Here is a 24,367-nt window from a genome sequence, read left to right as displayed (position 1 = left end):
CCCACCCCACCACACCCATGTGCCCCCCCCCGCCCCCCCCCGCGCGCGGGGGGGGGCCCCCCCGCCGCGCGGGCCGCCCCCCCCCCCCCCCCCCGGGACCCACACCGGGTGTGCTCCGGGAGTTTTCGCTCACCGCGCCGAGCGGAATCTCGCAGTACCGAGAGCGCACCTGAACCGCGGGCTTCCCGGCACGTCGAGGGGCTGTGCCGGGAAGCCAGCGGTTACCCGCGAGCGGGGTCACGTCCGCGAACGGGGGTGTGAACACCGAACCGGTGCGCTGGATGCTCACGAACGCCGCCCATCCCTGGGAGCAGGCTCGCATCCAGCGCACCGGTTCGTTTTTCAGGCGATCGGCGCGTCCAGTGAGGCCGGGGTGCCGCTGACCGACGCCGCCGCGGCGCTCAGCCGCCGGACCGCCTCGTCGATCTTGTCCGGCGGCAGGGAAAACGGCAGCCGGATCCAGCGCTCCAGGCCGCCGTGGACGCCGAAGCGGGAACCGGGCGCCACCTGGACGCCGTGGCTCGCCGCCGCCACCGCCAGCCGCGAGCTCACCGGCTCCGGCATGCGGCACCACAGCGACAGGCCGCCCTTCGGCAGTGTGAACGTCCAGTCCGGCAGGTACCGGTGCACCGCGCCGGCCAAGGCGTCGCGGTAGCCGCGCAGCTCCTCGCGCCGGCGGGCCAGCGCGGTCTCGTCGGCCAGCAGCTCGGTCAGCACGATCTGCTCGAACACCGGCGACCCGAGATCGACCGCGTAGCGCGCCGAAACCAGCCGGCCGAGCAGGTCCTCCGACGCGCGGATCCAGCCGAGCCGCAGCCCGCCCCAGTGCGTCTTCGACGCCGAGCCGACGCAGATCGCCAGGTCGCCGGCGAACGCGGCCAGCGGCGGCGGGCCGTCGAGCGGGTCGCCTTCCAGGTCCAGCTCGACGAGCGTCTCGTCGACGACGACCGGGGTCCGCGCGCGGGAGAGCACCGCGCCGAGCCGTTCGCGGCCTTCGGTGTCCAGGCGCAGGCCGGTCGGGTTCTGGAAGTCGACGACGAGGTAGGCGAACCGCGGGTTCGCCTGGCGCAGCGCCGCGTCGACACCCGCGATGTCCCAGCCGCGCGGCCCGGCCGGGTCGAGCGCCACCGGCACCGGGATCGCGTGCGCGGCGCGGATCGCTTCCAGCGCGTTCGGGTACGTCGGCTGCTCGACGAGCACGCGGTCGCCGGGGCCCGAGAGCATCCGCAGGACCAGGACGAACGCGTGGTGCGCGCCGTTGGTGACCATGACCTGCGCGGGCGTCGTCGGCAGCCCGCGTTCGGTGTAGCGCCGCGCGATCTTCTCCCGCAGGCCGAGCAGGCCGCGTTCCTGGTAGCCGTGGTCACCCAGGTGGTCGGCGAGCCGGACGCGGGCCGCGTCGACCGCCGCCGCCGTGCCCGGGATGGCCGGCGAGGACGCGTGCGTGAAGTCGATCGAGCCGTCCCCCACCGGCGCGAGCGGCCCGCGGCGACGCCGTCCGGGCGCGGCGATCCACGACCCCGCGCCGCGGCGGCTCGCGACGAACCCGTTCTCCCGCAACCGGTCCAGGGCCGCGCCGATCAGCGTCCGGCTGGCGCCGAGCGCGTCGGCCAGCTCGCGCTCGGCGGGCAGCCGGGTGCCGAGCGGGAGCTGGCCGTCCAGCACCTGCAGCTCGATGGCGGCGGCCAGATCGACCGACCCCTGGCGGGACCCACCTTGCCGCCACGAGCCCAGCATGACGGCCAATCGAGGGCCGGAGATGCGTCCACCTACCGGGATGACGGGATCCATAAGGCCAATATCCTGGAATTGGCTATGGTTTACAAGGCCACTTCACGCCGATAGTGGAGTCGTGGCTCAGACCGATCTCCGGCCCGTCCGGATCTCCCGCAACCCCGTCCGCCGCAGCGTCCAGCTGTTCGCAGGCCTCGCCCTCTACGGCACCAGCGTCGCCTTCGTGACCCGCGCCGGCCTCGGCCTGGAGCCGTGGAGCGTGCTCGCCGAGGGCGTCATGAAGCACGCGGGGCTGACTTTCGGCACGGTGACCGGGCTGATCTCGGTCGTCGTCCTGCTCCTGTGGATCCCGCTGCGCCAGCGGCCCGGGATCGGGACCATCGCGAACGTCGTCGTCATCTCGGTGGTGGTCGATCTGGTTCGCGCGGTGCTCCCCGACCAGCACGAACTCGGCTGGCAGATCGCGCTGCTGGCCGGCGGCGTCGCGCTCAACGGCGTCGCGACCGCCACCTACGTCGGCGCGCGGCTCGGCCCCGGCCCCCGCGACGGCCTGATGACCGGGCTCGCGGGGCGCACCGGCTGGTCGGTCCGGCTGGTGCGCACCGGCATCGAAGTCACCGTGGTCGCCGTCGGCTTCCTGCTCGGCGGCACGGTCGGGATCGGCACCGTGCTCTACGCACTGGCCATCGGGCCGCTCACCCAGGCACTGCTGCCGCTGACCACCTGGCGCGACCGCGCCGCCGAAGAGCAGGAGCAGCAGCAAGGTCACTAGCCGGCCTTGCGCTGCTGCACCGCCCGCCGCAGCGTCGGGTAGTCGGCGCCGCGCCTCGCGAGCACGTCGTCGGTGTCCCGCTGCTGGGCCAGCGCCAGCAGGATGTGCTCCTGCCCGAGGTGCTTGTCCCCCAGCCTGACGGCTTCTTTGAGGCTCAGCTCCAGGGTCTTCTTCGACTGTGACGTGAACGGGATGTGCCCGCGCTTGGCCGGCCCGAGCCGGCCGGCGAGCGCCCCCTCGCCGTGGGTCTGCTCGATGCGTTCGACGATTTGCTCGACGTCGATGCCGAACTCGGTGAGCGCCTCGGCGTCGGCGTCGCTGACCCCGCCGCGGCGCCGGGTGCGCGCCAGTTCGGCGGCGACTTCTTCCGCGGAGATGCCCAGCTCGGCGAGCAACGGGACGTCCGTCTTGACCAGCCCGGCCAGCAGGTGCACCGGCCGGATTTCCACCGAACCGGACTCCCGCGCCACGATCTGCGCCTCGACGACCGCCATCCGCGCGTCCGCCGTGAACCTCTCGAACATCAGTGCCTCCCGTACTTCTTGTGCACGGCCTGCCGGCTGACCCCCAGCTCGGCGGCGATCTCCTGCCACGACCAGCCGTTGATCCGCGCACTGCGGACCTGCACGGCCTCCAGTTGTTCCACCAGCCGCCGGAGCGCGGCGACCGCTCGCAGTCCCACCCGGGGATCGCGGTCGCCGGCCCGGGCGGCCAGGTCCGTCGCTTCCGTCATGTCTGTCAACCTACGTTGACATCTTGGGCTTGTCAACCTGAGTTGACAGTGTCCGATGTGGCACGCGGTGCGGCGGCGGTTCGCCGGGTCCTGAATGAGTCATTCAGGACCTCCGAAGACCTGAATGACTCATTCAAGACACTCGGGTGAGGCGGGCGCCCGACCTCGTCCGCCGGCGAAGCATGGTCGACAGCGTCGGCGCGTAGGTCCCGGACCGGCGACGTAGAGTCGGGTGATGCCCGAGATCGTGTTCGCCGAGCGGGCCGGGGTGGGCGCCGACGGCCACCCCCGCCCGACCGAAGACCACGTCGTCGTGCTGGACAACGCCGTGTTCGTCCTCGACGGCGCCACCTCGTCGGACCCCTCGCAACCCCCGGGCGGCTGGTACGCCGAACGGCTGGCCCGCCGCCTTGCCGACGACCTGCGCGCGACACCCGAAGCCGACCTGACGGACCTCCTGACCGGCGCGATCGCCGTCGTCACGGCGGAGAACGCCCTGCGCCCGCAGCAGTCGCCGTCGAGCACGGTCGCCGGCGTGCGATGGCTCGAAGACCGCGTGGAAGCGCTGGTGCTGGCCGACAGCCCGGTGATCGGCTTCGGCGGCTTCGGCGTCGACGTCGTCTCCGACGACCGGCTCGCCCGGCTGCGGCGGCGCGGGATGCTCCAGACCGGCGCGGACGTCCGGCGCCGGCGCAACGCCCACGACGGCTTCTGGGTCGCCGAAGCCGATCCCGGCGCGGCCGCCCACGCCGTCCGCCGCAGCTGGCCGCGAGCCGACGTCGACGCCGTCCTGCTCGCCAGTGACGGCGTCTCCATCGGCGTCGACCAGTACCGGCTGTTCGACTGGCGCGATGTCCTGGCGGTCACCCGCACCGACGGTCCGGACGCCGTGCTGGACGCCGTCCGGACCGCGGAGAAGCAGGACCCGGACGGCGCCCGCTGGCCGCGGCCGAAGTGCCACGACGACCAGGCCCTGGTGCTGATCGACTTCGCATCCGGGGGAATTCAGGGTCTTCCCTGATCACGACCGCCGCGTTCTCCGAGAACCTGGAGACATGGGGACGGAACAGGGGAAGCGCACGAGACCGTGGCGGCTCGTGGCGCTGGGCGCGCTCGGCTGGGGGCTGTTCACGGCTGTGGTGCTGCACATCGTCAGCTCGCACAACCCGGTGTACGACACGTTGTCGAGCTACACCGTGACCGACCGGGGCGAAGGGATGCTCGCCGCGAGCGTGTTGTCGCTGGCCATCGGTTCGCTGGCGGTGCTCGGCGCGCTGCACGCCGCCGGCGTCCCGCTGTCGCGGACGACCCGGCTGCTGCTCGCGCTCTGGTCGCTCGGGCTGGCCGCGGCCGCGGTGTTCCCGGCGAGCTACCCGGAAGCACCCGACCCGGTGAGCGGCGAGATCCACCTCTACGCGTGCCTGGTCGCGTTCCTGAGCCTGCCCGGCGCGGCGATCTCGCTGCTGGAACCGTTGCGGGGACGGCCGGAGCGCGTCGCCGTCGTGCGGGCGGTCCGGCTGAGCGCGGTCGCGTTCGGGCTGTTCGCGGTCAGTTTCGTGCTGGTGCGCTTGAGCGAGGCCGAAATCGGACCGTTCCCGGAGATCTCGGACGCGTTCCCGATCGGCGTCATGCAGCGGCTGCTGCTGCTCGCCGACGTGGCACTGCTGTTCACGCTGCTGCGGGTCGCGACCCGGCTCGAGTCAGCCTTCGACGGCCGCCGCGAATTCGGGCGCGTAGCCGTACAAGCCGGGCATCCCGCCGGTGTGCAGGAACACCACGTGGTCGTCCGGGGCGAAGTGGCCGGCCCATTCGACCAGCGCGGCGGCCACCTTGCCGGTGTAAACCGGATCGAGCACAACCCCCTCGGTGCGGCCGAAAAGCCGTAGCGCGTTCCAGACCGCGTCGGTCGGGATGCCGTAGCCGGGGCCGAGAGTGGAGTCGCTCATCTTGGCGTGCGTGAACGACGGCGGTTCGACGCCGAGGAGCTTGGCCGCGCCGCCGACGAGGTCGCGGAGGTTCTCCGTGGCCTCGTCGAGCGGGTGGCTGACGCAGGCGATGCCGACGCCGAGGTTCCCGAGGAGCCCGGTGGCCAGCACGACACCGGCCGCCGTGCCCCCGCTGGCGTGCGGGACGACGAGGTGGGCGCGCTCGACACCGCGTTCTTCAAGCTGCTTCGCGAGTTCGAGCGTGGCACGGACGTAACCGAGGGCGCCGAGGTCGTTGGAACCGCCGACCGGGACGGTGGCGACCTTCCGGCCGTCGGCGGCGGCTTCGGCGACGAGACGGTCGTAGGTGCGGCCGGTCTCTTCGCCGTCGGCGCAGACGTGGACGGTCGCGCCGAAGAGCTTGTCGAGCGGGATGTTGCCCGAGCGTTCGTAGGCGTCGCCGTCGCGCGGGACCTTCGCGGTGAGGACGAGTTCGCAGCGCAGGCCGAGCTTCGCGCACGCGGCGGCGGTCTGGCGGCCGTGGTTGGTCTGGAGCGCGCCGAAGGTGATCACGGTGTCGGCGCCGGCTTCCTGGGCCGCGCCGAGGTGGAACTCGAGCTTGCGGAGCTTGTTGCCGCCGGCGCCGAGCGGGTGGACGTCGTCGCGTTTCAGCCAGAGGTTCCGCAGGCCGAGGGCTTCGCCGAGCCGCGGCGCTTCCTGCAGCGGCGTCGGCCAGCCGCCCAGGTCGACACGGCGGATCGCGGCGAGTGCGGCGTCGGGGAATCCGGCGAAGTCGAACGTCATCAGTTCACTCTAGAGCGCCCGGAGAGTAGCCGAAAACCATCGGTATCCGGTAACGTTCGTTCGAACGAACGAGAGCGCCCGGGAGGTGCCATGACCGCCACGAGCCTGGACTTCACCGGTCTCGCCGCGCAGGCAGCGCAGCTCGCCGCGGGTGAAGTCACCTCGGCCGAGCTCACCGCGACCGCGCTCGGGCGCGCGCACGCCAGCCAGCCCGTCCTCAACGCCTTCCGGCACCTGCGCGACGACGCGGCGCTCGCCGAAGCGGCCGAGGCGGACGAGCGGCTCCGGGCCGGCGACCGGAAACCCCTGCTCGGCGTGCCCGTCGCGATCAAGGACGACGTCGACATCACCGGCCTGCCCACGTCGTTCGGCTGCGTCGGCGAGTTCCCGTGCGCCACCACCGACGCGCCCGCCGTCGCGCTGCTGCGTGAGGCCGGCGCGGTCATCATCGGCAAGACCAACACCCCCGAGCTGGGCCAATGGCCGTTCACCGAAGGGCTGGCGTTCGGGACCACACGCAACCCGTGGCACCTCGGGCACACGCCCGGCGGTTCCTCGGGTGGGAGCGCGGCCGCGGTGGCGTCGGGGGCCATCGCGGCCGCGCTCGGTTCCGACGGCGCCGGCTCGGTGCGCATCCCGGCCGCGTGGACCGGGCTCGTCGGCATCAAGACCCAGCGCGGCCGGATCCCCACCGACGGCGAGCTGTTCCACGGCCTGACCGTGCTCGGCCCGCTCGCCCGGACCGTCGAAGACGCCGCGCTGCTGCTGGACGTCGTCGCCGCCACCGGCCGCACGTTCCGGACCGCCGCCGCGCGCGAACCCGGCCGGCTGCGGATCGGGCTGTCGACGCGGATCCCGTTCACCGCCACCAAAACCCGGCTCGACCCGGTCGTCGAAGCGAGTGTCCGGCGGCTCGCGGAGTCGCTCGCCGGGCTGGGCCACGAGATCGTCGAGGTGGAGCCGGACTACGGGCTGATCGGCCTGACGTTCCTGCCGCGCTCGCTCACCGGCGTCCGCGACTGGACGTTGCGCGTGCCCGACCGCGCCGGGCTCGACCCGCGCACCCGCAGCAACGCCGGCCACGGCCGCCTGCTGGCCGGGCCCGCGCTGCGGCTCGCGCGGGCGCTGGAGCCGGGGCTGCACCGCCGGATCGGCTCGGTCTTCGGCCGCGTCGACGTCCTGCTGACCCCGACGACCGCGACCCCGCCGCCGCCGATCGGCACGTTCGACGGGCTGTCCGGCTGGGAGACCGACCAGGCCATGATCGCCGCCTGCCCGTACGCTTGGCCGTGGAACGTGCTGGGCTGGCCGGGGGTCAACGTCCCGGCCGGGCTGACGGACGGCGGGCTGCCGCTCGGCGCGCAGCTGCTCGGCCCCTCGCACGCCGAGGAGCGGCTGGTTTCGCTCGCCGCGCAACTGGAAGAGGTCGAACGGTGGCCGGAGCGGCATCCCGAGACAAGCTGGTAAGCACCCGGGAAGCCATCCTGCGCGGCGCGCTGACGGTCGTCGGCGAGCACGGGGTCGGCGGGCTGACGAACCGCCGGATCGTGGCCGCCGCCGGCGTTTCGCTCGGCACGCTCACCTACCACTTCCCCAGCCAGACGGCGTTGCTGCGCGAAGCGATGCTGATGTTCGCCGCGGAGGAGACCACGAAGCTCGGCGCGATCGTCGACGGCTACCGCGCCGACGGTCTCAGCGTCGAGCAGGCCGCGTCGGTCGTCGAGCACGTGATCGCGCAGTTGCCGTTCGGCGCCGACGAGCTCGGCGCACACGAGCTGTACCTCCAGTCCGCCCGCGATCCCGAGCTGCACGAAGCGTCTTCGCGCTGCTTCGCGGCGTACGACGAACTGGCCGTGACGATCCTCGAAGCGATCGGTGTGCCGGAGCCGCGGCGGCTGGCCGGGCCGGTCGTCGCGCTGATCGCCGGGCTGCAGCTGCGTCGGCTGGCGACGGGCGAGACGGACACGCCGGTTGCCGAGCCGCTGATGATGCTGCTTCGCGGGGCGTAATGGCCCGGCCGATCGTCCGCGGCACGGCGGCGTGGAAGTACTTCGGCGACTTCCGCGACGGGCTGCTGGCCGGCCAGGTCCTGGTGCTGCAGGTGGCACACCCGGTCGTCGCGGCAGGGGTGCGCGATCATTCGGACTACACGTCGGATCCGTGGACGCGCCTGATGCGGACGGGCGCGTCGCTTTCGATCTACGTCTACGGCGGGGTCGCGGGTGCCCGGGTGGAGGCCGCGCGGTTGCGTGCTTTGCACCGTTCGTTCACGGGTTTGTCGGATGGACGCCGGTACAGCGCTTTGGATCCTGCAGCGTACGCGTGGGTGCACGCGACGCTGGTGAAGGTTCCCGTTGACGCTCAACGGTTCTTCGGCCGCCCGCTGTCCACTTCGGAACTCGACGAGTATTACGCGCAGATGCGCGCCATCGGGCGGTTGCTCGGAGTGCGCGAGCGTGACCTGCCGCCGGACTGGGTGTCGTTCGAGCGCTACTACGACGAGATGGTGGCCGGTTTCGCCGGGAACCCGACGATCGATCAGCTCTTCGAGACGATCCGGACGGTGGCAAAGCCGGTGCGTTGGCTGCCCGACTCGTGGTGGCGATGGCACGCCCGGACCCAGATGTTCCTGCTCCGGGCGACTTTGCCGCCCGGGTTGCGTGATCGCGTCGGTCTACAGTGGACTTCCCGTGACCAGCGGCGGTTCGCGCGCCTCGCCCGCGTGGTGCGAATTCTCGCGACGCCGATCCCGGCGGGGCTGCGGACCGCGCACATGCGGTGGATCGGGAAGCTGAACGTCTGGTTCCGCGCCCACCCCAAGGCCTACGAACGCCTGATAGGCGGCAACGGCCCCGGCGCGAAGACAAGCCATGAAGGGCACCCTCATGGCTTTTAGTCCATGAGGGTGCCCCTCATGGACACTCGTCTCGGCCGCTGACCCGGGCGTAGTGGGCGCGGGCCTTGGCCCGGTTCCCGCATCGGGCCATCGAGCACCACTGCCGGTTCCGCCTCGGCGACGCGTCGCAAAACCGCAGCCCGCAGTCGTCCGCCGCGCACACCCGCACCGATGCCTCGCTCGTCGCCAAGTCGATCGCGTCCGCCGCCAACGTCGCGAACGCCGAGGCCACCGGGTCCTTCGGCGCCGGGACCTCGCGACGCAGGCCTCCGGCGGCCAAGACCAGGCGCGGTGGGGGTGCGGGCGCCGAGGCCGCCGCGTTGTTCACCAGGCCGACGTCCATCGCTTCGGGCGCCCGCAGCACCCGGTCGATCGCTTCCCGCAACGCCTTCGCCGCCAGCACGTTCCCCGCCGTCACGGGCACCGGGCCTGTGGTGAAACCCGCGAGCGCGAGCCACTCCGCCAGCGCGTCGGGCCCGGTCAGCAGCTCGACACCGCCGTCGTGCCGGCTGCGCAGCGTGTTGACCAGGTCGAGGCACGGCCGTCCGCCGTCGAAGACCCACTCCATGTCTCGCAGTCTAACCGTTGCGAACGGTTAGAAGGGCCGCTACCTTCTAACCGCATGAACAGGTTAGAAAGCACGGCCACGGTCAACGGCATCCGGATGCACTACGTCAGGGCCGGCGAGGGCCCGCCCCTGTTCCTCCTCCACGGCTGGCCGCAGACGTCGCACTGCTGGCACCGCGTCCTCGAGCCGCTCGCCGAGACGCACACCGTCATCGCCCCCGACCTGCGTGGCTACGGTCGCACCGACAAGCCCCGGACCGGCTACGACAAACGCACCATGGCCGCCGACGTCGCCGCCCTCGCCGACCAGCTCGGATACCCGAAAACAGCCGTCGCCGGGCACGACCGCGGCGGCCGCGTCGCCCACCGCTGGGCCCTCGACCGCCCGGACCAGGTCGACCGCCTCGCCGTCCTCGACATCGCCCCGACCCGCGCGATGTGGCAGCGTCTCGACACCGGCGTCGCGAAGGCCTACTGGCACTGGCTCTTCCACCTCCAGCCCGACCTCCCCGAGCTGCTCGCCGGCCAGAACATCGCCGCCTACCTCGGCTACTTCTTCGAACGCTGGACCTACCAGCGCCACCACCTCGACGCCGACGCCGTCGCCGAGTACGTCCGCGCCTTCTCCCAGCCCGGCGCCTTGCGCGCCGGTTTCGACGACTACCGCGCGTCCTTCCCGGACGACGCCGAGCTCGACGACGCCGACTACGACGCCGGAAAGCGCATCACCCAGCCACTTCTGGCGCTCTGGGGCGCGAACGGCCTGCTCGGCACCCTGCCGACCCTCGAAATCTGGCAGGAGTACGCGAACGACGTCACCGGGGTCGCACTCGGGGAATGCGGTCACTTCCTGCCCGAGGAGCAGCCCGCGGAAGTCGTCGCCCACCTGCGGAGGTTCCTGCACCCCTGAGACTCCCGGGGGCTCCGGTCCCCCGCACTGGGGACCGGAGTTCCCTCCCCGCCGTGACGCCCGGCACAGTCCGCCGTCGCTAGGTTCGATCCCACGATGGGGACCAAACCAAGAGCCGTACTGCTGATGCTGCTGGCCGTGCTGGGGATCGCACTGGCCGGCGGGACCGCGCGCGCCGACGGCGCGCCGTCCGGCACCGACGTCCAGGTCGCGCAGACGCTCGGCGCACGCGAGCTGACCGTGATCATCCGCCGGGTCGACGTCACGCCGTCGCCGCTGCGGGTCGACGTCGTGACCCACCAGGGCACCGCGCCCGGCACGCTGCACCTGGCCGTCGCGGCCGACGGCGTCGTGACTTCGCGCGGGGACGTCGTGCTCGGCACCGAACCGGGTGTCTACCCGGGAAATCTTCAAGTCGACAAGCCGGGGCCGTGGGAGCTGTCGCTGAACGACGGCAGCGGGACCACCGCGACCATCCCGTTCATCGTCCCCGCACGAGTGGTTCCGCCGTGGGAGAAGGCCACCTACGGCGGGTTCGTCGCCGCGGGCGTGTTCCTGCTGCTCGCGCTGGTCGTCGGCATGAAGGCGAAACGGACCGCCTTCGCGCTGATCCCGGCCGGCGGTGCGGTCGCCGCGATCGCCGTCGCCGTCACCGGCGCACTGCTGTCGGCGAGCACTCCCCCGCCGCCCGCGCCCGGCAGCCAGCTCGATCCGACCTACGACAACGTCACCGACCCGTACGCCAACGCCCAGTTGTCCACAGTGGACTACTCGCGGCCGCCGGTGAACCTCGCCGTCAAAGCCGAGCGCGGCGAGCTGACGCTGCACTTCACCGACGGCGCCACCGGCCGCCCGGTCGACGACCTGCTGATCCACGACAACGCACTCGTGCACCTGGTGCTGGTCTCGCCGTCCGGCCGGATGAGCCACCTGCACCCGGTGCGCGTCGGCCCCGGCGACTACCGCGTCAGCGTGGCCGATCCGGAAGCGGGCACGTACACCGTCGCGGCGGAGCTGGTCCGGCGCGGCGGCGGAACCCAGCTCGTCCGATCCACTGTGGACCTGACGGGCACCGCCGCCCCCGCGCCCGAACCACCCGGCGCCGGACCGCGGACGGTCGACGGCTCCCCCGTCGACCTCACGATCACCCCTGGCACGCCGACCACGATCACCGCGCACTTCAAGACCCAGGACCTCCAGCCGTGGCTGGGCATGCTCGGCCACCTGATCGTCGCCGGGCCGATCACCGGGCAACCGGGCACCGACGCCGCGAAGGCACCGACGTGGGCGCACGTCCACGCGATGATCCCGCCGGTCGCGGGCCAGCTCGACCGCCCCGACGAGACCGTCGCCGCCTACGGCCCGGACGTCAGCTTCACCTACACCTTCGCCGCGCCCGGCCGGTACCGGATCTGGCTGCAGGCCGAACGCGGCTACCGCGTGCTCACCATCCCCGCCGTGGTCGACGTCCCGACGACAGGAGCCGGACGATGAAACGCCCCAAGGTGCTGATCGCCGTCGTCGCGCTGGTGGTCGCGGCCGGCGCCGCCTGGCTGCTCTGGCCCGCCGGTGACGCGAAAGCCACCACGCAGCAAGCGGTTTCCGGGCCGTACACGGTCCAGTTCTCCGCGGACCCGCCGCGCATCGGCGGCAACACGTTCGCGGTCGCGGTGACCGGACCCGCGCCCGACAGCGTCTTGGTCGAACCGGTCATGGCGCAGATGGGACACGCGTTCACCCCGGTGCTCGCCGTGGCGGAAAGCTCCGGCCGGTTCCGCGCCACGGGTGTCGCGCTGCCGATGTCCGGGCAGTGGGAGATCGCGGTGTCCCTGCGCGGGCCCGGCGGCCCCGCCCAAGTCGTTTTTCCGTTGCTGGTCAAGTAGAAAGGGTCGGGGGATGGATCTCACCGCATCCGGCGTGCACACCACGTCGGTGGCGAAACAGGCGCGAACGGGCTTGCTGCCCGCGAACGTCGTGCTCGGGGGGTCACTGCTGTCACTGGTCGGGCTGACCTGGGACATCCAGTGGCACAGCGATGTCGGGCCGGACACGTTCTTCACGCTGCCGCACCTGTTCCTGTACGCGGGCAGCGCGGTCGTCGGCCTGGCGAGCCTCGCCGTCGTGCTGCTGACGACGGCGGCGCGGCGCGCGGGACGGCCGGTCGACCCGCGGATCGGCGGCCGCGTGGTCAACGTGTTCGGCAAGACGTTCGCGGCGCCACTGGGCTACCTGGTTTCCGGCGTCGGCGCGGCCACGTTCCTGCTGTACGGCTTGTGGGACCAGTGGTGGCACGGGCTCTACGGCTTCGACGCGGTCATCGACTCGCCGCCGCACATCGGGCTGCTGCTGTCGATCACGGTGTCGCTGATCGGCACGACCGCGGTGTTCGCGGCGGCGCGGGAGCACCGCTGGGGGCGGATCGGCACGCTGGCTTCGCTGACCGTGCTGCTCACGTTCGGGCCGGTGCTGGCGCTCGGGTTGCAGCAGGTGCCGGACGACTACGCCGACGCCGTCTCGATCGGCTGCTCGATGATGGCGGTGCTGCTCGTCGCGGTCGGCGCGGGGTTCTTCCGCCGGCCCGGCGGGGCGGTCGGCACGGCGGCGATGGTCGCGGCCGTGCAGGCGGTCTTCTGGTGGTTCTCGCCGTGGGCGGCCCAGGCGTACGCGGACCTCGTCGGCCTGCCGATGCGCGACGCGATCTCCGGGGTGCCGGAAATGCCGTCGCTGACACCGATGGCGCTGCTGCCGGTGGCCGCGCTGATGGAGCTGGCGTACTTCGCCGGCCGCCGCCGCGGGTGGTCCGCGGGCCGGGTGTCCGTGATCGCGGGCGGCGTCGCCGGGCTGCTGATCGGGCTGAGCCTGCCGATCCAGCGCACCCTGCTCTACACCGGCGCGCACCTGCCGCCGGCCTGGTACCTGACGACGACCGCCGTGCTCAGCGCGGCGCTGGGGCTGCTCGGCGGGTTCGCCGGGTGGCGGTTCGGCGGGATGCTCTGCCTGCTGGCGCCCGCGAAGAAGGGGGAAACCGCTGATGCGTAAGACGTTGTTCGCCCTGGCCGCCGTCGCCGGGCTGCTGTTCACCACCGCAGCACCGGCGAACGCCTACGAGCCGGTCAACATCGTGCACACCGAGCACGTGCAGGCCGGGCCGTACGGGATGACGATCGGGTTCAGCACCTGGCCGCTGAAAGCCATGCAGTCGCTGGACTTCACGTTCATCCCCGACGGCGGGATCGAGGACAAGTCCGGCACGCTCACGATGATCAACCCGGAGGGCGGCAAGAACCGCACGCAGCCGCTGGTCCGCCACCCGCGCAAGCTCGACGTGTGGGGTCTCGACGTCCGTTCGATGCCACGGCCGGGTGAGTGGACGTTCCACTTCGCGGTCAACGGCCCGGCCGGGTCCGGCACCGGCGACCTGCGCGGGCTGCCGGTGCTCGAACAGCCGGGGCCGCCGATGGGCTTGAGCTGGGCGATCAGCACGCTGCCGTTGATCGGGCTCGTGGTGCTGGTCGTGGTGGCCTGGCGCCGGACCCGGAGCCGGCTGCGCGGAGGTGGGCTTCCGGCGATCGGGTGAGATTCCCCTCACAATCGGCGTCCGGACGTATCCGCGCTGTCGCGAAGGCCTCCTTCACCAGAGACGGGAAGGGGGCCTTCGCGATTCCAGTACACGGGCGGGTGATCATGATCACCGCCACGGGGGATGGATCAGGCGGGCAAGTCGAACTGCCCGGCCTTCACGGCGATCAGGAACGCTTCCCATTCGGCGGTGTCGAACACGAAGACGGGGCTGGTCGCGAGCTTGGTGTCGCGGACCCCGATCAGGCCTTCGCGGCCGAGGTTGACCTCGACGCAGCTCCCACCGTTGGGCTCGCTGGCGAACGACTTCTCCCAGGCGGCCTCTCGGAACAGGGACACGGCCGTGTTCGGATCGTAATCCGCGAACGACGGATAATCCGCCATGGGTCGTACCTCCGTGGATCGATGGGGGGCGCGGCCGGGACCAGGTCAAAAGTACCCGCGTCCGGCTACTCAGTGTCTCAATGGAGTACGCCACACGGCCAAGCGGGTGATCAACTAGGTCCGGCCTCGACATGAAGATTATTCCAGGAGTAGGATTAATCGCATCGGCCGGGGCGCTGGTGTCGGTGAATGACTGCCTGCATGCGACGGGCGGTCCCCGAACGCAGGCCACTGGTTGACGAACGACCAAACCACCACTGCAGGACCTCATGGGGGAGGATCAGCATGATCGTCGAGGACAGTGCGCCACCGGGCGTTCTGGTCGTGGGCAGGCTCGCCGCGGGAACCGCAGGCGAGGCCCGCCGGGTGGTCCACGTCTTCGGGCTGGACGTCACCGGGAGCACGAGCGAGCTGGTCCGAACCAAGTGCGGGGAAGCGCTTTCCCGTGCCGACGTGGAATGGCTGGCCCCCGGGGCCGGCATGCCGTGTGAACCCTGTCTCGGACTGACCGGCGGCGAACGCGCCCGGTCACCGCGACGAGAGCTGGGGGTGTAGACGAGATGGCCGTCCGGATGAACTCGCTGTTCCGCCGCGAGGAGGAGCACCGTGGCCGCCGCGGAATCGGCAACGAACTGAGGAACCGCTTCGGCTTCAGCCTGATCCAGGCGCCCCTGCGCAAGACCACGACGTGGGCGACGGACCAGGACCTCCCGCTGCAGCGCCACTCCGACGGGGTCCGGACCACCCGGCCCCTCGAAACCGCGATCGACCTGAGCCCGCTCCTGCGCGGCCGGGTGGGGTCGCGCGCCTGAACCGCTGTCCCACCACGACGAAGAGCCCCGGTCCCCTGCGCGGACCGGGGCTCTCGCCGTTCCCGGCTACGGTTTCCGCAGCAGCAGCCGTCCCTGGCGGAAGGGACGCTCCCCGTCGACGGCCTCGCGGTACATCCGGCCCACCTCGACGAGACCGGCTTCGGCCGCGATTCCCATCAGCTCGCCGAGCGGCCACCGGTACGCCGTGGTGACCTTGTGGTCGAACTCCGAGACCGGGCCGTCCCCGGACTCGAAGCACCCCAACAGAACGTGACCACCCGGCGCCAACGTCCGGGTGAATTCGGCGAAGTACCGCGGCACCTCCGCCGGCGGCGTGTGGATCACCGAGTACCACGACAGGATCCCGGCGAGCGACTCGTCGGGCAGGTCCAGTGCCGCCATGGAGCCCACCTCGAAGCGCAAGGACGGCTCTGCCGCCCGCGCCAGCGAAACCATCTCCGGCGACACGTCGACGCCGAACGCGTCGAGCCCCAGCGAGCGCAGGTGCGCCGTCAGGTGGCCGGGGCCGCACCCGAGGTCGGCGACCGGGCCGCGGCCGCGCACGTAGTCCGCGAACGCCGCCCACGCGGCCCGGTCCAGCGGGTCGCCGTCCCAGATGTCGCGGACGAACTCCGCGTACCGGACGGCGACCGCGTCGTAAGCCGCTGTCACGGTTTGCGGCCGAGGCCGCAGATGTGGCCGCTGAACGCCGGGTCGTTCGCGAGCTTCCTCGTCGCCCGGGACTCGATCTCCTCCGGGTGCCACTCCGGGAGGTAGACGATGCCCGGCTCCACGAGCTCCAGGCCCTCGAAGAACGACGTGAACTCCGCCTTGCTGCGCAGGTACAGCGGGGTGCTGGACTTGTTGTACTGCTCCACGATCGACGCACGGCTGTCTTGGTCGGCCAGCGCGTCGAGACCTTCGGTGGTCAGGTGCGAGGACAGGAAGTACGAGCCGGACGGCAGCAGCGACAGGTACTTCTGGATGATCTCGGCCACCGGCTCGTCCTCGCCGAGGAAGTACAGGACGCCGACGATGATCAGGCCGATCGGCCGGTTCGTGTCGAGGACGCCGGTCTCGAGCGCGCGCTTCCAGATGTCGGCCGGGTCGCGCAGGTCGCCCTGCAGCACCGCGTGCCGGTCGGCCACGCCCTCCTTCTCCAGGAGGACCTGCGAGTGCGCCACCGCGACCGGCTCGTTGTCGACGTACACGCACCGCGCGTTCGGGTTCACCTCGGCCGCGACCTCGTGGACGTTCCCGACCGTCGGCACGCCCGACCCCAGGTCGAGGAACTGGTCGATGCCGTTGCGCGCCAGGTACTGCACGCCGCGGCCGAGGAAGTCACGGCCGACGCGGGCGACCGTCTTGATCATCGGGAACGTCTTGACCGCCTGCTCGCCGAACTGGCGGTCGATGGCCCAGTTGGCGTCGCCGCCGAGGAACCAGTCGTAGATGCGGGCCGCGTTCGGCCGCTCGAGGTCGACGCCTTCGGGGGCTTCGGGATCCTGCGTCGTCATTTCCGTCCTCCAGGCTTGCGGCCGACACCGCCGACCACGCTCGCGAGGGGGACCGGGGCGGCGCCGGGCTCGGGGCGCCACTCTCCCACAGGCACGATCCCGGGGTCGACGACGTCGAAGTTACCGAAGAAGGCGGCGATCTCGTCGAGCGACCGGGAAACCGCCGGCGAGCTCGACCGCTCCGACAGCTTCACGAGCCGCCGGATCTGCGCCAGCTCGTCGCCTTCGACGCCGGACTCGGTCGCGTGCGAGAGGACGTACGCCGACCCGGGAGCGAGCAGCGTCCGGTAGTCGCGGATGGCTTCGCGCACGCCGGTGACGTCCGGCAGGAAGTGCAGCACAGCCACGCTGAGCAGGCAGATCGGCCGCTCGGGGTCGAGCACGCCGGTGGCCAGCGCGGCCTCCCAGACCTCCTCGGCGTCGCGCAGGTCGGCGTGCAGCACGGCGTGCCGTTCCGGGTCGCCCTCTTCTTCGAGCAGGATCCGTCCGTGCGCGACGGCCACCGGCTCGTTGTCGACGTAGACGCAGCGGCTGTCGTCGGCGTAGTCGTCGGCGACCTCGTGGACGTTGCCGGCGGTCGGGATGCCGGACCCGAGGTCGAGGAACTGCGTGATGCCCTCGGTGACGCAGTGGCGCACGGCCCGGCCGAGGAAGTCGCGGTTGCCACGCGCCAGGGTCTTCGCCAGCGGAAACGCTTTCACGGCCAGCTCGCCGTACTGCCGGTCGACCGCCCAGTTCGCGGTGCCGCCGAGCGCCCAGTCGTAGATCCTCGCCACGTTCGGCCGCTCGAGGTCGACGGCGTCGGGGAGGAACTCGGGGTCCACGATGTCCCCTTCGGGCGGTACTTCCGGTGGATTAGGGCACAACAGAGTCACTCTACCGACAGTTGTTCACCGCCTGGGACTCTTCGCGCGGCCGTTCGCCCTATTGGAGCTGCTGCATCTGGCCGCGGTAACCCTCAGCGAGCTCTTTGAGGAACTGCCGGGTCTCCTGCCGCTCCAGCGCCGCGCCCCGCAGCCGGTCCCACGAGTCGACGAAGATGTTGAAGTCCTTGACGTCGTCGAGGTACAGCCCGCCGGCGGAGTGCTCGATGTAGACGAAGTCCCGGGTGCGGTCCGGGAAGCGCATGATCGTGAAGTCGTTGGGCACCGCGGCCAGCCGGGCCCCGAACGGCAGCACGTGGACGTAGACCCGCGGGTGCCGTTCGAGCGAGAGCAGGTGCTCGACCTGGTCCAGCATCACCGCCGGCGCGTACCCGCCGGGAGCCCGGCGCAGCGCGCCCTCGCTGATGATGAACCGGTAGTACGGCGGCTGCTGCTGCTCGAACACCGCCTTGCGGTCGAGCCGGTTGCGCACCAGCGACGTCACGTCCGTCGCGCCGGCCTCGGTGAACTGCTTGAGCATGTAGTGCTCGGACTGCAGCGGACCGGGGATGCGCTCGCCGTGCCAGGTGAGGATCTCCGCGGCCGCGGGCTCCAGGTCGGTGAAGGTGCGGAACCAGTGCGGCACCACCGAGCGGTAGCCCGACCAGTGGCCGCGCTGCCCGGCGGCGGCCCGCGCCAGGTTCATCAGCGTGTCGGCCTCTTCGCCGTTGATCCCGAACGCGTTCAGCATGGATCGCACATCCCCGAGTTTCACCCCGACGGCACCGGACTCGATCTTGTTGACCTTGCCCTGGGTGCAGCCGAGGACCTCGGCGACCTGCTGCTGTGTCATCCGCGCCGCGGTGCGGGCATGCCGGAGCTCGTTCCCGAGCTGCTTCCGGCGCGAGGTGACGGTGCTGGCCATCGCCCTGCTCTCCCGGACCACTACAAGCGACGGCGGCCGCAGGCCGCCGTCTCACGCGAACTATCGAACCCACCCAGGTTAGTGCTTCACCTTGCGGATCTCGATGATGACATCGCGCAGCGTTCCAGGAAACGCCGCGGAACGCCAGTCACCTGTGTCTTCACTCGCCTGGACCAGCGAAATTCCTAATTTTTCCGCCAACCGGCGGAGCCGGGTCTCGGGCAGACTGGCCCGGTGACCGATCGTTCGCCCTCCGCCGCCGCCGTCACCCGCCTGGCCGACCGCGTCCACGGCTACGTCCAGCCGGACGGCTCCTGGTACATCAACAACTGCGGGTTCGTCGACGCCGGCGACCACACCGTGCTGATCGACACGTGCTCGACCGAGCGCCGCACGCGCGCGCTGCTCGAGACGGTCGAAGCCACCACCGGCAGCCCGGTGACGACGCTGGTGAACACCCACCACCACGGCGACCACACCAACGGCAACTACCTGGTGGGGAACGCGACGATCATCGGGCACCGCAAGACGCGCGAGCTGATGGTCGCCGAGGGCATCCAGACGTTCGAGGGCATCTTCGTCGGCAGCGACTGGGGCGAGCTGCGGTCGCGGCCGCCGGAAGTCGTGTTCGACGACCGGCTGACCGTGCACGCCGGCGACCTCACCCTGGAGCTGATCCACCCCGGCCACGCCGCGCACACCACCAACGACGTGCTGGTCTGGCTGCCCGAGCAGCGCGTGCTGTACGCCGGTGACCTGGTGTTCAACGGTGGTAGCCCGTTCGCGCTGATGGGCTCGGTGGCCGGCTGGCGCGCCGGGCTGGACGTCATCCGGGAGCTCGAGCCGGACGTGATCCTGCCCGGGCACGGCGGCCCGTGCGACCTCGCCACGGTGGAGGCTGTCGACCGGTACCTGGCGTTCGTCCAGGAGACGGCCGAGCGCGGGAAGGCCGCCGGGCTGTCGCCGCTGGAGCTGGCCAAGGAGACGGACCTCGGGGAGTTCGCGGCGCTGAGCGAGCAGGAGCGGCTGCCGGGGAACCTGCACCGCGCGTACGCCGAGCTGGACGGCGCCGAGTGGGGCGCGCAGATCGATCTGGTCGCCGCCGTCACGGACATGGTCGCGATCAACCGGGGCCCGATCCGCTGCTTCTCCTGAACTGAGTGAGCCGTCGCTCCGTGCCCTTCCTTGAGGCGTCGATCGGACTAGTGTCTGAATCGAGAGAGTCTTCGGAAGGATGCGGATGAGCAAGAAGGCGAGCATCGGGGTCACCGGCCTGGCGGTCATGGGCCGCAACCTGGCCCGGAACCTGGCGCGGCACGGGCACACGGTGGCCCTGCACAACCGGTCCGAGGAGCGGACCCGCACGCTGGTGGACCAGTTCGGCGACGAGGGCGACTTCATCCCGGCGTACTCGGCGCAGGCGTTCGTCGACGCGCTGGAGCGGCCCCGGCAGGTCGTGATCATGGTCAAGGCGGGCGGCCCGACGGACGCCGTCATCGAGGAGTTCGCGCCGCTGCTCGAAGAGGGCGACGTGATCATCGACGCCGGCAACGCGCACTTCGCCGACACGCGCCGCCGTGAGAAGGCCCTGCGCGAGCGCGGGCTGCACTTCGTCGGCAGCGGCGTCTCCGGCGGCGAGGAAGGCGCGCTGCACGGGCCGAGCATCATGCCCGGCGGTTCGAAGGAGTCGTACGAGTCCCTCGGCCCGCTGTTCGAGGACATCTCGGCCAAGGTCGACGGCGAGCCGTGCTGCACGCACATCGGCGCGGACGGCGCCGGCCACTTCGTCAAGATGGTGCACAACGGCATCGAGTACGCCGACATGCAGCTCATCGCGGAGTCGTTCGACCTGCTGCGCGGCGCGGGCGGCTACTCCCCCGCGGAGATCGCCGACGTGTTCCGGACCTGGAACACCGGCCGGCTGGACTCCTACCTGATCGAGATCACCGCCGACGTGCTGGCGCACGTCGACAAGTCGTCCGGCAAGCCGTTCGTCGACGTCGTCGCGGACGCCGCCGAGCAGAAGGGCACCGGCCGCTGGACCGTGCAGATCGGCCTCGACCTGGGCGTCCCGATCTCGGGCATCGCCGAAGCCGTCTTCGCGCGTTCGCTGTCCGGCTCGACGTCGCTACGCGCGGCGGCCCGTGGCCTCGGCGGCCCGTCGCGGGCGCCGCTGACGGGTTCGTCGCTGGAGCGCTTCGCGGACGACGTCGAGCAGGCGCTGTACGCGTCGAAGGTCGTCGCGTACGCGCAGGGCTTCAACCAGATCCAGGCCGGCGCGACGGAGTACGGCTGGGACATCGACCTCGGCAAGGTCGCCTCGATCTGGCGCGGCGGCTGCATCATCCGCGCGAAGTTCCTCAACGACATCACCGCGGCCTACGCCGAGGAGCCGGGCCTGCCGACCCTGCTCACCTCGGGCGGCTTCCGCAAGGCCGTGGAGGACGCGCAGGACTCGTGGCGGTCGGTGATCTCGACGGCGGTCAAGCTGGGCATCCCGACGCCGGGCTTCTCGACGGCGCTGGCGTACTACGACGGCCTCCGCGCGGACCGGCTGCCGGCGGCGCTGGTCCAGGGTCAGCGTGACTTCTTCGGGGCGCACACGTACCGCCGCGTCGACCGCGACGGCTCGTTCCACACGGCCTGGGCCGCCGACGGCCGCCCGGAGTCCGACGCCTGACCCCTGCTCAAGTGCCGTTAAGGCCACCTTACGGGCGTCTGACGCCCGTAAGGTGGCCTTAACGGCTTTACCGCCTGCCTGACCGGGAAGACCCCCTGGTCCCGCCCGGTCAGAGCAGCGTCACCAGCAGCAACGCGAGCAGCGCGGCCAGCCAGAGCGGTCTCATCCCCGCGCGGCGAGGATCTCGGCCAGCACCGCGACGATCTTCTCCTCGGCCTTGTCCTTCTTGATCCCCAGGCCGTCGAGCACCTCGAAGCCGACGCCCTCGCGCTGCTCCAGCAGCGCCAGCAGGATGTGCTCGGTCCCGATGTAGTTGTGCCCCAGCCGCAGCCCTTCGCGCAGCGTCAGTTCCAGCGCCTTCTTCGCCTCGGCGCTGAACGGCGTCGGGCTGGGCACGGCGTCGACCCGTGCGGGCAGCTGGGCTTCGGCCGCTTCCTGAACGGTCTCCAGCGTGACGCCCTGGGCGAGGATCGCGCCGGCCGCGAGAGCCGCGGGTTCGGTGAGCAGGCCCAGCACGAGGTGCACGGTGTCGATGGCCGGGCTGGCGTTGTCGATGGCCGACTTCTGGGCCGCGACGATCACGTGCCGAGCGCGGTCGGTGTAGCGGCCGTAGACGCGCTCGATCGCGCCGGAGACGTCGCCCCCCGGGTCCACCTTGGGCACGAACCGCTTCTGGGCCGCCTGTTTCGTGACGCCCATGCTCTTGCCGATCTCGGTCCAGGAGGCGCCGGAGCGGCGGGCCTGGTCGACGAAGTGGCCGATCAGGTGGTCGGCGAGCTCGCCCAGGTGCTCGCCCATGTAGACGGCGTCGGACAGCTGGGCCAGCGCGTCCTTGTCGTTGTTGCTCTTGATGGCGGAGATGAGGTCGTCGAGCTTGATGGGATATTCAGGTGGGGTCATGCCGTCAACTGTAGGTTGACGATCTCGGATCGTCAACTACGGGTTGACGCCACCTTCAAGTGCTCCTTGAGGTTGAACTCGCTCGCCGCCAGGTCCGCGTAGGCCGGGTGCGGATCGGCCGTGAACAGGCGGCGCGCGGCGATGTGGTCCGCCGGCCGGTTCACCGACTCGACCGCGATCAGGACGTCGTCGCGGAAGGACAGCACCGAGAACTTGCCCGCCTCGCGGTCACCCGCGACCACCGTCCGGTCGGCGTCCGCCAGGATCCCGGCGATCTGCAGCTTCGCGCCGGACTGGTCGGTCCAGAACCACGGCAGGCTCACGTACGGCTCGGCCGCCCCGGTGATCGCCGCGGCCACGCACCGGGCCTGGTCGACGGCGTTCTGCACGGACTCCAGCCGCGTCGCCGCACCCGCCTGCACGCACGGGAAGTTCGCGCAGTCGCCGATCGCGAAGATCTTTTCGTCGGCAGTCCGCAGGTGCTCGTCGACGACGACGCCGTTGTCCACCGCGAGCCCGGCCGCCGCGGCGAGCGTCGTCTCCGGCACGACACCGACGGCGATGACGACCAGGTCGGCGGGCAGCCGGCTCCCGTCGGACAGCTCGACCTCGCGCACCCGCGAGTCACCGTGCAACGCCGAGACTCCCTGGCCGAGCAGCACCGTGTGCCCCGCTTCGCGGTGCAGCGCGGCGAAGTAAGCGGAGATCTCGGGCGTCGCGACGCGGTTGAGGAGCCGGTCCTGGGCCTCGACGATCGTCACCGGGCGGCCGGCGTGCGAGGCGAACTCGAGTCCGATGAAGCCACCGCCGACCACGACGACGTTTTCCGCGGCGGTGAGCGAAGCACGCAGCCGGTCGGCGTCGTCGCGGGTGCGCAGGGTCAGCACGCCCGGCAGGTCCGAGCCGGGGACGGGCAGCGTCCGGTTGCGCGCGCCGGTGGCCAGGATCAGGTGGTCGTACGCCAGTTCGGTGCCGTCTTCGAGACGCACCAGCGAAGCCTCGCGATCGACCGCGGCGATCCGGCCCGCGACCAGCTCGATGTCCTTGTCCGCGAAGAAGTCCTCGCCGCGCAGGTGCAACTGCTCGAGCCCGGCGGTCCCGGCCAGGTAGGCCTTCGACAGCGGCGGCCGCTGGTACGGCACGCCCGGCTCGTCCCCGACCAGCACGACCCGGCCGGCGAAACCCCGGTCCCGCAGCGACGCCCCGGCCTGGAACCCGCTCTGCCCCGCCCCGGCCACGAGAACGGTGCTCACTCCCTGCTCACCCATGGTTTCATCTGAGCACACCCCGCCCGGATCGTCGAGGAGCGAAGGTGATCAGTGGGGTTCTCCACTGGTCCTCAACGCCCGCGGCGCCCCGAGCACCCGCGAGATCCCCCGCGCCGCGGCCCGCACCGCCGGGACCAGCGTCCGCGGGTCCGTCCCCTCCGCCGGGACGACCACCGAGATCGCCGCGACGACCTCGTCCGTCGAGTCGTAGACCGGGGCCGCCACCGACAGGGAGATCAGCTCGATCTGGCCGTCGCTGATCGCGTAGCCGTCACGGCGGACGTCGGCGAGTACCCGCCGCAGCTGCGAAGCGGAGCTGATCGTCTTCGTCGTGAACGCCTTCAGCGGCGCGGCCAGGACTTCTTCCTGGGCCTCGGCCGGGGAGTGCGCGAGCAGCACCTGGCCGACGCCGGTCGCGTGCGCGGGCAGCCGGCCGCCGACGCGCGTCAGGACGTTGACCGCGCCGCGGCCCGAGATGCGCTCGACGTAGACGACTTCCGGCCCGTCGAGCACGGCGAGCTGCACGTTCTGGTGCGTGGCCTCGTAAAGGTCCTCCAGGAACGGCATCGCGCTCTCCCGCAGCTCCGCGCCGTGCGGAGCGAGCGAAGCGACTTCCCACAGCCACAGCCCGACGCGGTAGGCGCCCGCTTCGTCGCGGACGAGCGCGCCGCGCCGGGTCAGCTCGCCGGCCAGCCGGTGCGTGGTCGACAGCGGAAGCCCGACGCGTCGGCTGAGTTCGGACAGCGTCAGCCGCGGCCGTTCGGCCGTGAAGGCCCCCAGCAGATCGAGGACGCGATCCACGACCGACGGCGGCCGCCGCGCGCTGTGTCGCATGGAGATCAGTCTTCGCACCACCGGCCAGGCCCGCAACCCGCGGCTGAACCGCCCAGAGTCGGGCGGCGGCCAACCCCTACTCCGCCCGAAGAGGTGCCAACGTGCGTGGCGCCCCCGGGCCCCCCCCCGGGGGGGCCCCCCCCCCGCGGCGGGGTGCGGGGGGGGGGGGGGCGGGGGCCCCCCCCCCGCGGCGTGGGTGGCCCTGTGGCTGGCCATGCACCTCTGACTACGGCGTGACGGGGATGTTCGTCAGTCCCGCCGTCG

Annotated in this window: 27 protein-coding genes and 1 pseudogene; 15 read left to right on the top strand and 13 right to left on the bottom strand. The window is 71.6% G+C overall.

Annotated features, from left to right (window positions below):
- Positions 1-342 precede the first annotated feature (342 nt).
- On the bottom strand, positions 343-1,791 hold the full coding sequence (gene yczR, locus QQ657_RS54835) for a MocR-like transcription factor YczR (protein ID WP_284750439.1): 1,449 nt from the start codon (positions 1,789-1,791) through the stop codon (positions 343-345).
- 61 nt (positions 1,792-1,852) lie between these two features.
- Between yczR and yczE the strand changes: the two genes are divergently transcribed.
- Positions 1,853-2,506, top strand: a complete 654-nt coding sequence (gene yczE, locus QQ657_RS54830; RefSeq protein ID WP_284750438.1) for a membrane protein YczE — start codon at positions 1,853-1,855, stop codon at positions 2,504-2,506.
- On the opposite strand, the gene QQ657_RS54825 is transcribed toward yczE, so the two are convergent.
- Entirely contained in the window at positions 2,503-3,030 is a 528-nt protein-coding gene (locus tag QQ657_RS54825) for a Clp protease N-terminal domain-containing protein (protein ID WP_284750437.1), read from the bottom strand. The genes yczE and QQ657_RS54825 overlap by 4 nt on opposite strands.
- Positions 3,030-3,239, bottom strand: coding sequence for a helix-turn-helix domain-containing protein (locus tag QQ657_RS54820; protein ID WP_284750436.1), 210 nt, complete (start codon positions 3,237-3,239; stop codon positions 3,030-3,032). Before QQ657_RS54820 ends, QQ657_RS54825 begins: the two co-directional genes overlap by 1 nt.
- A 235-nt stretch (positions 3,240-3,474) precedes the next feature.
- Here QQ657_RS54820 and QQ657_RS54815 point away from each other — a divergent pair, with 235 nt between their 5' ends.
- Both QQ657_RS54815 and QQ657_RS54810 read left to right on the top strand, forming a co-directional pair.
- Positions 3,475-4,260 carry a protein phosphatase 2C domain-containing protein gene (locus QQ657_RS54815; RefSeq protein ID WP_284750435.1) on the top strand — a complete coding sequence of 262 codons (786 nt, stop codon included), beginning with the start codon at positions 3,475-3,477 and terminating at the stop codon, positions 4,258-4,260.
- Between the two features lie 34 nt (positions 4,261-4,294).
- Positions 4,295-4,858, top strand: a pseudogene (locus QQ657_RS54810) (DUF998 domain-containing protein); the annotation flags it as partial.
- Positions 4,859-4,939: 81 nt separating this feature from the next.
- Here the strand turns inward: QQ657_RS54810 and QQ657_RS54805 are convergent.
- Complete coding sequence (locus tag QQ657_RS54805) at positions 4,940-5,968, bottom strand: D-cysteine desulfhydrase family protein (protein WP_284750434.1); 1,029 nt, start codon at positions 5,966-5,968, stop codon at positions 4,940-4,942.
- 90 nt (positions 5,969-6,058) lie between these two features.
- Here QQ657_RS54805 and QQ657_RS54800 point away from each other — a divergent pair, with 90 nt between their 5' ends.
- The 3 genes from QQ657_RS54800 to QQ657_RS54790 are packed head-to-tail and all read left to right on the top strand — an operon-like array spanning position 6,059 to position 8,864.
- A complete protein-coding gene (locus QQ657_RS54800; protein ID WP_284750433.1) occupies positions 6,059-7,435 on the top strand; it encodes an amidase in 1,377 nt (458 codons plus the stop codon).
- A complete protein-coding gene (locus QQ657_RS54795) occupies positions 7,402-7,977 on the top strand; it encodes a TetR/AcrR family transcriptional regulator (RefSeq protein ID WP_284750432.1) in 576 nt (191 codons plus the stop codon). The genes QQ657_RS54800 and QQ657_RS54795 overlap by 34 nt, the downstream gene beginning before the upstream one ends.
- Positions 7,977-8,864: an oxygenase MpaB family protein gene (locus QQ657_RS54790; protein WP_284750431.1), complete on the top strand. Its 888-nt coding sequence runs from the start codon at positions 7,977-7,979 to the stop codon at positions 8,862-8,864. The genes QQ657_RS54795 and QQ657_RS54790 overlap by 1 nt, the downstream gene beginning before the upstream one ends.
- A gap of 16 nt (positions 8,865-8,880) precedes the next feature.
- Here QQ657_RS54790 and QQ657_RS54785 read toward each other — a convergent pair whose 3' ends face one another.
- Positions 8,881-9,432, bottom strand: coding sequence for a CGNR zinc finger domain-containing protein (locus QQ657_RS54785; protein ID WP_284750430.1), 552 nt, complete (start codon positions 9,430-9,432; stop codon positions 8,881-8,883).
- A 54-nt stretch (positions 9,433-9,486) separates the two neighbouring features.
- Between QQ657_RS54785 and QQ657_RS54780 the strand changes: the two genes are divergently transcribed.
- From QQ657_RS54780 to QQ657_RS54760, 5 genes are all read left to right on the top strand, one after another.
- Positions 9,487-10,341: an alpha/beta fold hydrolase gene (locus tag QQ657_RS54780; RefSeq protein ID WP_284750429.1), complete on the top strand. Its 855-nt coding sequence runs from the start codon at positions 9,487-9,489 to the stop codon at positions 10,339-10,341.
- 96 nt (positions 10,342-10,437) lie between these two features.
- Positions 10,438-11,835, top strand: coding sequence for a DUF8832 domain-containing protein (locus QQ657_RS54775; protein WP_284750428.1), 1,398 nt, complete (start codon positions 10,438-10,440; stop codon positions 11,833-11,835).
- The gene (locus tag QQ657_RS54770) at positions 11,832-12,224 is read left to right on the top strand and encodes a FixH family protein (RefSeq protein ID WP_284750427.1); all 393 of its coding nucleotides are present in this window, start codon (positions 11,832-11,834) and stop codon (positions 12,222-12,224) included. The genes QQ657_RS54775 and QQ657_RS54770 overlap by 4 nt, the downstream gene beginning before the upstream one ends.
- A 13-nt stretch (positions 12,225-12,237) precedes the next feature.
- Complete coding sequence (locus QQ657_RS54765; RefSeq protein ID WP_284750426.1) at positions 12,238-13,380, top strand: hypothetical protein; 1,143 nt, start codon at positions 12,238-12,240, stop codon at positions 13,378-13,380.
- Positions 13,373-13,918 carry a hypothetical protein gene (locus QQ657_RS54760; protein WP_284750425.1) on the top strand — a complete coding sequence of 182 codons (546 nt, stop codon included), beginning with the start codon at positions 13,373-13,375 and terminating at the stop codon, positions 13,916-13,918. The genes QQ657_RS54765 and QQ657_RS54760 overlap by 8 nt, the downstream gene beginning before the upstream one ends.
- A 131-nt stretch (positions 13,919-14,049) precedes the next feature.
- Here the strand turns inward: QQ657_RS54760 and QQ657_RS54755 are convergent, their stop codons facing one another.
- Positions 14,050-14,304 carry a DUF397 domain-containing protein gene (locus QQ657_RS54755; RefSeq protein WP_284750424.1) on the bottom strand — a complete coding sequence of 85 codons (255 nt, stop codon included), beginning with the start codon at positions 14,302-14,304 and terminating at the stop codon, positions 14,050-14,052.
- A 285-nt stretch (positions 14,305-14,589) separates the two neighbouring features.
- Between QQ657_RS54755 and QQ657_RS54750 the strand changes: the two genes are divergently transcribed.
- Together QQ657_RS54750 and QQ657_RS54745 are read left to right on the top strand one after the other, a co-directional pair.
- Complete coding sequence (locus tag QQ657_RS54750; protein WP_284750423.1) at positions 14,590-14,859, top strand: hypothetical protein; 270 nt, start codon at positions 14,590-14,592, stop codon at positions 14,857-14,859.
- Between the two features lie 5 nt (positions 14,860-14,864).
- Positions 14,865-15,116, top strand: a complete 252-nt coding sequence (locus QQ657_RS54745) for a hypothetical protein (protein ID WP_284750422.1) — start codon at positions 14,865-14,867, stop codon at positions 15,114-15,116.
- A 66-nt stretch (positions 15,117-15,182) separates the two neighbouring features.
- Here the strand turns inward: QQ657_RS54745 and QQ657_RS54740 are convergent, their stop codons facing one another.
- The 4 genes from QQ657_RS54740 to QQ657_RS54725 form a co-directional block, all read right to left on the bottom strand.
- On the bottom strand, positions 15,183-15,788 hold the full coding sequence (locus QQ657_RS54740) for a class I SAM-dependent DNA methyltransferase (RefSeq protein ID WP_284750421.1): 606 nt from the start codon (positions 15,786-15,788) through the stop codon (positions 15,183-15,185).
- Positions 15,785-16,633: an SAM-dependent methyltransferase gene (locus tag QQ657_RS54735; RefSeq protein ID WP_284750420.1), complete on the bottom strand. Its 849-nt coding sequence runs from the start codon at positions 16,631-16,633 to the stop codon at positions 15,785-15,787. Before QQ657_RS54735 ends, QQ657_RS54740 begins: the two co-directional genes overlap by 4 nt.
- Entirely contained in the window at positions 16,630-17,457 is an 828-nt protein-coding gene (locus tag QQ657_RS54730) for an SAM-dependent methyltransferase (RefSeq protein WP_434056872.1), read from the bottom strand. Before QQ657_RS54730 ends, QQ657_RS54735 begins: the two co-directional genes overlap by 4 nt.
- A 100-nt stretch (positions 17,458-17,557) precedes the next feature.
- Positions 17,558-18,421: a helix-turn-helix domain-containing protein gene (locus QQ657_RS54725; RefSeq protein ID WP_155548665.1), complete on the bottom strand. Its 864-nt coding sequence runs from the start codon at positions 18,419-18,421 to the stop codon at positions 17,558-17,560.
- Positions 18,422-18,655: 234 nt separating this feature from the next.
- Between QQ657_RS54725 and QQ657_RS54720 the strand changes: the two genes are divergently transcribed.
- Both QQ657_RS54720 and gnd read left to right on the top strand, forming a co-directional pair.
- Positions 18,656-19,576: an MBL fold metallo-hydrolase gene (locus QQ657_RS54720; protein ID WP_284750419.1), complete on the top strand. Its 921-nt coding sequence runs from the start codon at positions 18,656-18,658 to the stop codon at positions 19,574-19,576.
- 85 nt (positions 19,577-19,661) lie between these two features.
- Positions 19,662-21,101 carry an NADP-dependent phosphogluconate dehydrogenase gene (gene gnd, locus QQ657_RS54715; RefSeq protein ID WP_284750418.1) on the top strand — a complete coding sequence of 480 codons (1,440 nt, stop codon included), beginning with the start codon at positions 19,662-19,664 and terminating at the stop codon, positions 21,099-21,101.
- A gap of 162 nt (positions 21,102-21,263) precedes the next feature.
- Here gnd and QQ657_RS54710 read toward each other — a convergent pair whose 3' ends face one another.
- From QQ657_RS54710 to QQ657_RS54700, 3 genes are all read right to left on the bottom strand, one after another.
- Complete coding sequence (locus tag QQ657_RS54710) at positions 21,264-22,001, bottom strand: Clp protease N-terminal domain-containing protein (RefSeq protein WP_284750417.1); 738 nt, start codon at positions 21,999-22,001, stop codon at positions 21,264-21,266.
- 32 nt (positions 22,002-22,033) lie between these two features.
- The gene (locus tag QQ657_RS54705; protein WP_284750440.1) at positions 22,034-23,254 is read right to left on the bottom strand and encodes an NAD(P)/FAD-dependent oxidoreductase; all 1,221 of its coding nucleotides are present in this window, start codon (positions 23,252-23,254) and stop codon (positions 22,034-22,036) included.
- 63 nt (positions 23,255-23,317) lie between these two features.
- On the bottom strand, positions 23,318-24,103 hold the full coding sequence (locus tag QQ657_RS54700; RefSeq protein ID WP_284750416.1) for an IclR family transcriptional regulator: 786 nt from the start codon (positions 24,101-24,103) through the stop codon (positions 23,318-23,320).
- Between the last annotated feature and the right edge of the window lie 264 nt (positions 24,104-24,367).

It is taken from the genome of Amycolatopsis ponsaeliensis (assembly GCF_030182635.1).
GTDB lineage: Bacteria > Actinomycetota > Actinomycetes > Mycobacteriales > Pseudonocardiaceae > Amycolatopsis > Amycolatopsis ponsaeliensis.
This window is presented reverse-complemented; position numbering and strand designations above follow the sequence as displayed.